The sequence below is a fragment of the Streptomyces sp. CLV115 genome, from assembly GCF_038448545.1.
GTDB lineage: Bacteria > Actinomycetota > Actinomycetes > Streptomycetales > Streptomycetaceae > Streptomyces > Streptomyces sanglieri.
In genome coordinates this window covers 26,574-33,366 of record NZ_JBCEWQ010000094.1, presented here as the reverse complement: position 1 = coordinate 33,366, position 6,793 = coordinate 26,574, and the positions used below count along the sequence as shown (strand labels likewise).

Below are 6,793 nucleotides of genomic sequence, written 5' to 3'. Positions count from 1 at the left end.
CCCCAGACACACCCCGCCCCTTCCCGTAACCGGGGGTTCTGCCCCTCCCGGGCCCCGTTCCTCGAACGCCGGAGGGGCTGGATGCGGCCCGGAGGGGCTACGCGGCCGAGTTGGCCGCGTCCCGCCTGGCCACTTCCTCCCGGACCAGCGGGATGACGTGGCGGCCGAAGTCGATGGCGTCGTCCAGGAGGTCGTAGCCGCGGGCCGAGATGATCTCCACGCCCAGGTCGTAGTAGTCCAGCAGGGCCTGAGTCACTGTTTCCGGGGTTCCCACCAGGGCCGTCGAGTTGCCGGCGCCGCCGGTCTCCGCCGCGGTCGGTGTCCACAGGGCGCGGTCGTGGCGGTCGTTCGCGGCGGCCACCGCCAGGAGGCGTCGGGAACCGGTGTTCTCCGGGGTGTTCCGTGGTGCGCCGGACGTGCGGGACCTGATCCGGGCCAGGGTTCGGTGGGCCTTTTCCCAGGCCAGTTCCTCGGTGGGCGCGATGATCGGGCGGAAGGCCACCTGGATCCTCGGCACGTCCGTACGGCCCGCCGCCCTCGCGGCCTCCCGCACCGAAGCGATCTGCTCGGCGGTCTGTGCCAGCGGTTCACCCCACAGGCAGTAGATGTCGGCCTCGGCGCCACCGGCCGCGTACGCCGCCGGTGAGGAACCCCCGAACGAGACCTGTGGCCGCGGCTGTTGCACGGGGAAGGTGTCGCTCACGAAGTCGTCGAAGCGGTAGTGCGTGCCCTCGTGGCCGAAGGGCTCGCGCGATGTCCAGGCCCTCTTGATGATCCGGATGGCCTCACGGGTGCGCTCGTACCGCTCGTCCTTGGTGAGGAAGTCGCCCTCGCGCCGCTGCTCGTGGTCGTTGCCCCCGGTGATGAAGTGCACGGCGAGGCGGCCGTCGCTGATCCGGTCCAGGGTCGCGAAGGTCTTGGCGGCGAACGTCGGGTACGAGACGTTGGGGCGGTGCGCCACCAGGATCTGGAGCCTTTCGGTGTGGGCCGCGACCCAGGCGGCGGCCGGGGACGGGTCGGGGGAGCCGGAACCGTACGCGAACAGCACCCGGTCCCAGCCGTGGTCCTCGTGTGCGCGGGCCAGCTTGAGGGTGTACTCCCGGTCGAAGGAAGGCCCGGAGCGGGCCGTCACTTCGGAACCTTCGTTGGTTGCTGCGATGCCGAGGAACTCGACGGGCATGGCGAAGCCTCATCTCGTGCTGCGGAGAAGTGGAGGACCGGTCGTGGGAAGCGCTGACGTGGGAAGGGTCAGCGGCAACACGAGGCGGACCACACTCGACCGAAGTCGATGTGGTCGCGGGTCACCAGCCGCAGCCGAGGTCGCATCTCCCCAGTGGAACAGGTGTGTTGGTGAGTGGTCAACCGGCTAGGGGGCAAGGGGGGAGGTGTTGTCGGCGAGCCCGGTGAGTTCGGTGATGCGGGCGAGGCGCTCGTCGGTGTGTGCCGGGCCGATCAGCATGACGCCGAACGGCAGCCCGTCCACCTCACCGGCGGGGACCGCGATCGCGCACTGGCCGAACAGGTTGGTGGAGCCGGTGAACCGGGCGAGGCGGGCGTTGACGGCCCGCGGGGCCGCCATGGCCTCGGCGAGCGTGGGGTGGTCCGGCGTGGTGGGCAGCAGGAGGGCGTCCGCGTCGCCGAGGGCGGCCGTCGCGGCGGCACGCAGGCCGGCCAGCCGGGCCCGGTCGGCGAAGAGCCGGTGGGCCGGGATGTCGCGGGCCCCGGTGATGATCCCCGCCACCGTCGGGTCGAGGCCGGGCGGGGCGGGCGTGGCGTCGACGAACGCGCCGACCGCGGTGTAGCGCTCGGCGACGAGGGCGGAGTCGTACAGCATCGCGGCGGCCCGGGTGAACGGCGCCGGGTCGATCGGCCGGAGTACGGCTCCCGCCGCGCGGAGCCGGGCGACGGCCGCCCCGAACGCCGCTGCCCGGCCCGGGGCGAGTCCGCCGAGTCGCGCGGTGGGCGGGACCGCGATCCGCCAGGGGCCCGGAACGCGGGGGCGGTCGGGGCGCGGGGCCGGGGTGGCCATCAGCGCCGTCGCCTGTTCTGCCTCGGGGAGCGTACGGGCGAAGACGGTGACGCAGTCCAGGCTCGGGCAGGCGGGAACCACACCGTCGGTCGGTACGAGACCGCGGGTCGGCTTCACTCCGAAGACGCCGTTGAACGCGGCGGGAACCCGGCCGGAGCCCGCGGTGTCGGTGCCCAGGGCGAGATCCACGATGCCCAGGGCCACGGCGACCGCCGAACCGGAGCTCGAACCGCCGGCGACCCGGTCGGGATCGTACGCGCAGGCCACCGCGCCGTAAGGGGAACAGATGCCGGTCAGACCGGTGGCGAACTGGTCCAGATTGGTCGTGCCGATCACCAGGGCCCCGGCGGCGCGCAGCCGGGCCACCGCCGGGGCGTCGGAGCCCGGCTCGTACGCGTACGAAGGACAGCCCGCGGTGGTGGGGAGACCGGCCACGTCGATGTTTCCCTTGACGGCCAGCAGGCGGCCCGCGAGGGGGAGCCGCTCGCCCGCGGTCAGGCGGGCACCGAGCCGCGCCGCCTCCGCCTCCACGTCGTAGCGGGGGCGCAGATCGATCCAGAGCTCGGGGCGCCGCACCGCGTCGATGCGGGCGTGGGCATCCCGGACGCGGTCCAGGAGGGGCGAGATCGTCGGCATGGTCGGTCCTCGGATCCTTGGGGCCGGGGCGTCACCGGGCAGAGCCCCGTCCGGGCAGTGGCCCGTCGGCGGCGCCGGTGGCAGTGCCGCCGGCGGTTGTGCCGCCGATGGCCGTGGCCGGCCGGCTCCGGGCGGTGGACAGGCCCGCGCGGCAGGCCAGTTGGAGCGCCAGGCGCACATCCGGCTCGTTCAGATCGGCGCCCGTCAGCTGGACGATCTTGCGGATGCGGGCGCCCACCGCGTTGCGGTGCAGATGGAGCGCGTCCGCGGCGCGGGCCGGCGAGTTGTTGTGGTCCAGGTACCCCTGGAGTGTGCGCAGCAGTGGCTCGGCCCGCTCCGGGCCCAACGCCAGTACCGGAGCGAGGAGTTCACTCACCGCCTCGTGTGCCGTGTCGGAGGCGTACCACTCCAGCAGCATCCGGTCCAGGCCCACCGCGTCGTGCGCCGCCACCGTGGGCCCGCCGCCGCGCGGCACCGCGGCACGGGCCTCCCGGGCGGAGGTACGGATGCCCAGCGGACCCCGGTGCGGTGAACCCACGCCGCACCGCAGACCCGCCTCCGGGCGCAGTCCGGCCAGCCGGTCCACCACCCGGCGGGCGCGTGCCAGCGTGGCGCGCCGCCCGTCCGCCCCCGGATCGGCGGGCCAGGTGCTGAGCAGCACGAGGGCGTCGTCGACCAGGGCGGCGTTCCACTGGACGGAGTCGGCGGACTGCGGGGCCGAGACGGCGGAGGGGGCCGCCGTCTCGCCGTCCCAGGTCCGCAGCAGGGTCAGTGCCTGGGACATGACCGCGTCCAGCGCCTTCGGCCGGTTCGGCGCGTCCAGGCCGCCCGCCTCCAGCCGCAGCGCGATGTGCCAGCCGTCCACCGGCAGCGCGAGTGCCCGGCCCCGGGCGGCCAGCCGGGCGGCCTGGTCCTGCGGCGCCACGAGGAGTTCGGCGAGCAGCCGGCCGCGGGAGCGCACCGGTACGTCGCCGTGCCCGCCGCCCGCCGCGGCGAGCGCCGCCAGCGCGAGGACCGAGCGCACCGCCGTACCCGCGTGACCCGGGCGGGCCGGGGCCGCGAGCCGGATCTCGCCGTCCGGCCCCGCGGCGACCCCGCCCTCCTCGCCCGGACCGGCGGCGCGCAGCTCCACGGGTACGCCCAGGGCCCGGCCGGCCGCTGCGGCCACCCGGTCGGGGTCGCCCGCGACCGCCGTCACCTCCCGCGCCGCGGCCGCGACCCGGGCCAGCGCGTCCGCCGCGGACCCGGCCACCGTCCGCTCCACCGCCACCACCAGGGCCGCGAGGTCCCCCTCGGCGTACAGCACCGCGACCCGGCCCCGCTCGGCCAGTGCCCGTGCCGTGGCCGTCACCTCGGCGGGCAGCCCGTGCGGAGCCTCGGCCACACCCGTCAGGACCAGCGCGGCGGCCCCCGCCGCGGCCGCGTCCCGTACCGCCACGTCCAGCAGGTGCCCCGGCACCGGGGCCAGCAGCACCGCGACCGTCCCGGCGGGGATCGCGGCGAGCCGGTCCGGGCGCGGCTCCAGCCGCACCCCCGTGACCTCCACCGCGTCGAGCGGGCCCACCAGCGGGCGGACCGCTTCGAGCCCGGGGGAGGAGAGGAGCTGCAGGATGTTCGCCATGCATCCCAGTGTGCCGCCGATGTGCCACAAGCACATGAGGCCGCCGAATCACGGGCCCGTGGCCCATGGGGGGCGCGATCCGGCTCCGTACGCTGGGATCCATGCACGTGGACGCCGGAGCACTCGCCGACTTCGCGCGGGGCTGTGCCGTCCTGGGATCAGGGGGCGGCGGACCCGCCGATGTGACCCTCCCCGCCGCCGGACAGGCGATCGAGGAGTGCGGCCCGGTGCCCGTCGTCGACCCGGCCGCGCTCCCGGCGGACGCACTCGTCATGCCCGTCGGGCTGGTGGGATCGCCCGCCGTCGCCGCCGAACGGATCGGCGGACGGGACGAGCCCGCACGGCTGCGGGACCGCTTCGAGGCGCTGCACGGCGCACCCGTGGCCGCGGTGATGAGCAGCGAGATCGGCGGCCTCAACGGCTGTGTCGCCGTCGCCTGGGCGGCCCGGCTGGGACTGGGGCTGCTGGACGCCGACTCGATGGGCCGGGCCTTTCCCCGGATGGACCAGAACGTCCTGGAGCTGGCCGGGCTGCGTCCCGGACCGGCCGTCCTCGCGGACGAACACGGGCACACCGTCGTGATCGACGACGTGGACGGCGCACACCTCGAACAGTTCGCCCGCGCCGCCGTCGTCGCCTTCGGCGGGCGTGCCGCGTCCACCGACTACCCCCTCACCGCCGGACAGGCGGCCCGGCACGCCGTCGCCGGATCGGTGACCCGCGCCCTTGCCCTGGGACGGGGCGAAGGACCCGCCCCGCTGCTGACCGGCAAGGTCTCCTCCGTCCGCAGGTACGCCACCGAGGGCGCCGACAGCGACGACGCCACGGGCGTCCTGCTGGAGGGCGGCGGCCCCGATGCGGGCCGGCTGGTGCTCGTCGAGGCGCGCAGCGAATTCGTCGCGGCCCTGGAGGACGGCACCCCGCTGGCCGTCGTGCCGGACGTCATCGCCCTGGTCGACGTGCGGACCGGCTGGGCCGTCCCGGTCGAGGAGGTCCGTTATGGGCTGCGCGTCCACCTCGTCACGCTCCCCTCGGACCCCGCCTGGTACACGCCCGAGGGCCTGCGGCTCGCCGGTCCCGCCGCCTTCGGCCTGGCCGGCCTCGCGGGCACCGCGGGCGGACTCCGGACTCCGGGAGGCGGCTCATGATCCTCGGAGTGGACGTCGGACCCACCAACACCGACGCCGTGCTCCTCGACGGCGACCGGGCGGTGCGGGCTGTCAAGGTGCCCTCGGTGGCCGGGGACGCCGTCGGATCACTCGCCGCCGCCGTCCGCGCGCTCCCCGCCGAGCCGCGCGGCCGGGCCACCCAGCTCGCCGTGGGCCTGCGGGTCGCCGCCCGGGCGGTCAGGGAACGGCACGGGCTCGCCCGGGTCGGTGTGCTGCGGGTCGGCGGCGCGGCCGCCGACGCCGTGCGGCCGCTCTTCGGCTGGCCCGAGGCGCTGCGCGACGCCGTGTGCGCGGGCACCGCGAACGTACGCGGTGGCGGCGGTCTGGCGCCCCGCGACACCACGCCGCTCGACCGGGACGCCGTCGCCCGGTTCGGCGCCTCGCTGGCCGGACGCGCCGAGGCGTTCGCCGTCACCGCGGTGTTCTCGCCCGTCGACGGCGGCCAGGAGCGGGAGGCCGCCGAGATCCTGCGCGCCGAGACCGGCCCCGACACGACCGTCCTGCTCTCCAGCGACGTCGGCACCCTCGACCTGCTGGCCCGCGAGAACGCCACGGTCCTGGACGCCGCCCTGTCCGTGCTGGTGGCCCGGGTCGCCGACGAACTGACCGCCACGCTGCCCCGGCTCGGTCTGGCCCCCGGCGCCGCGGTCCTCGTCACCCGCAGCGACGGCACGCTGATGAGCCTGGAGTATCTGCGCCGTCAGCCCGGACTCAGCCTGGGCAGCGGACCCGCCTGCACCATCCGGGGCGCCGGACTCCTGGCCGGGCTCCCGGACGCCGTGGTCGCCGACATCGGTGAACGCCGAGCCCGGGTCGGGGCACTGACGGGCGGCTATCCGCAGGAGGCCGGCCCCGGGGAACGCATCGGCGGCGTCCCGGTCAGCGTGCGCTTCCCCGACCTGATCACCGTGCGCGCCGACGCGCACCGCGAACTGGCCGAGGCCGCCGACCGGATGCGCCCGGCCGCCGGACTCCTCCCGCTGATCCTGGTCGGCGGCGGCGCGGGTGGCGTACCCGCCGACGTGCTGGCCGGTTTCGACGTCGTACGGCCCGAACACGGCGGCGTCGCCGGGGCGTTCGGCGCGGCGGCCAGCCCGGTCGGCGGCCAGTACGACCGCATCGTCCGTCGCGGGGCCGGCCGGCGGCTCGACGCAGTACGGGACGAAGTGCGCGACCTGGCCAGGGCCGGAGCCGTACGGGCCGGGGCCGACCCCAGGCGCGTACGCACCCACGCGGAACCAGACCTTCCGGTGCCGTATCTGCCCGGGGCGGTGCTCCTGCGGGCCCGGGCCGTCGGGCCGCCCCTCCCGCTCTGAACCCACGCTCCCCGCCCCACCG

At 76.1% G+C, this 6,793-nt stretch carries 4 protein-coding genes and 1 pseudogene; 2 read left to right on the top strand and 3 right to left on the bottom strand.

The features are described from left to right. Nucleotides 1-97: 97 nt before the first annotated feature. The 3 genes and pseudogenes from AADR41_RS27450 to AADR41_RS27440 form a co-directional block, all read right to left on the bottom strand. Entirely contained in the window at nt 98-1,180 is a 1,083-nt protein-coding gene (locus AADR41_RS27450) for an LLM class flavin-dependent oxidoreductase (RefSeq protein WP_342284082.1), read from the bottom strand. A 225-nt stretch (nt 1,181-1,405) separates the two neighbouring features. Further along, a pseudogene (locus AADR41_RS27445) lies at nt 1,406-2,665 on the bottom strand (allophanate hydrolase); the annotation flags it as partial. Between the two features lie 31 nt (nt 2,666-2,696). Further along, nucleotides 2,697-4,286, bottom strand: a complete 1,590-nt coding sequence (locus AADR41_RS27440) for a PucR family transcriptional regulator (RefSeq protein ID WP_342284081.1) — start codon at nt 4,284-4,286, stop codon at nt 2,697-2,699. A gap of 101 nt (nt 4,287-4,387) precedes the next feature. Between AADR41_RS27440 and AADR41_RS27435 the strand changes: the two genes are divergently transcribed. Together AADR41_RS27435 and AADR41_RS27430 are read left to right on the top strand one after the other, a co-directional pair. Further along, nucleotides 4,388-5,434, top strand: a complete 1,047-nt coding sequence (locus AADR41_RS27435; RefSeq protein WP_342284080.1) for a DUF917 domain-containing protein — start codon at nt 4,388-4,390, stop codon at nt 5,432-5,434. Beyond that, on the top strand, nt 5,431-6,771 hold the full coding sequence (locus AADR41_RS27430; protein WP_342284079.1) for a hydantoinase/oxoprolinase N-terminal domain-containing protein: 1,341 nt from the start codon (nt 5,431-5,433) through the stop codon (nt 6,769-6,771). The genes AADR41_RS27435 and AADR41_RS27430 overlap by 4 nt, the downstream gene beginning before the upstream one ends. Nucleotides 6,772-6,793 lie beyond the last annotated feature (22 nt).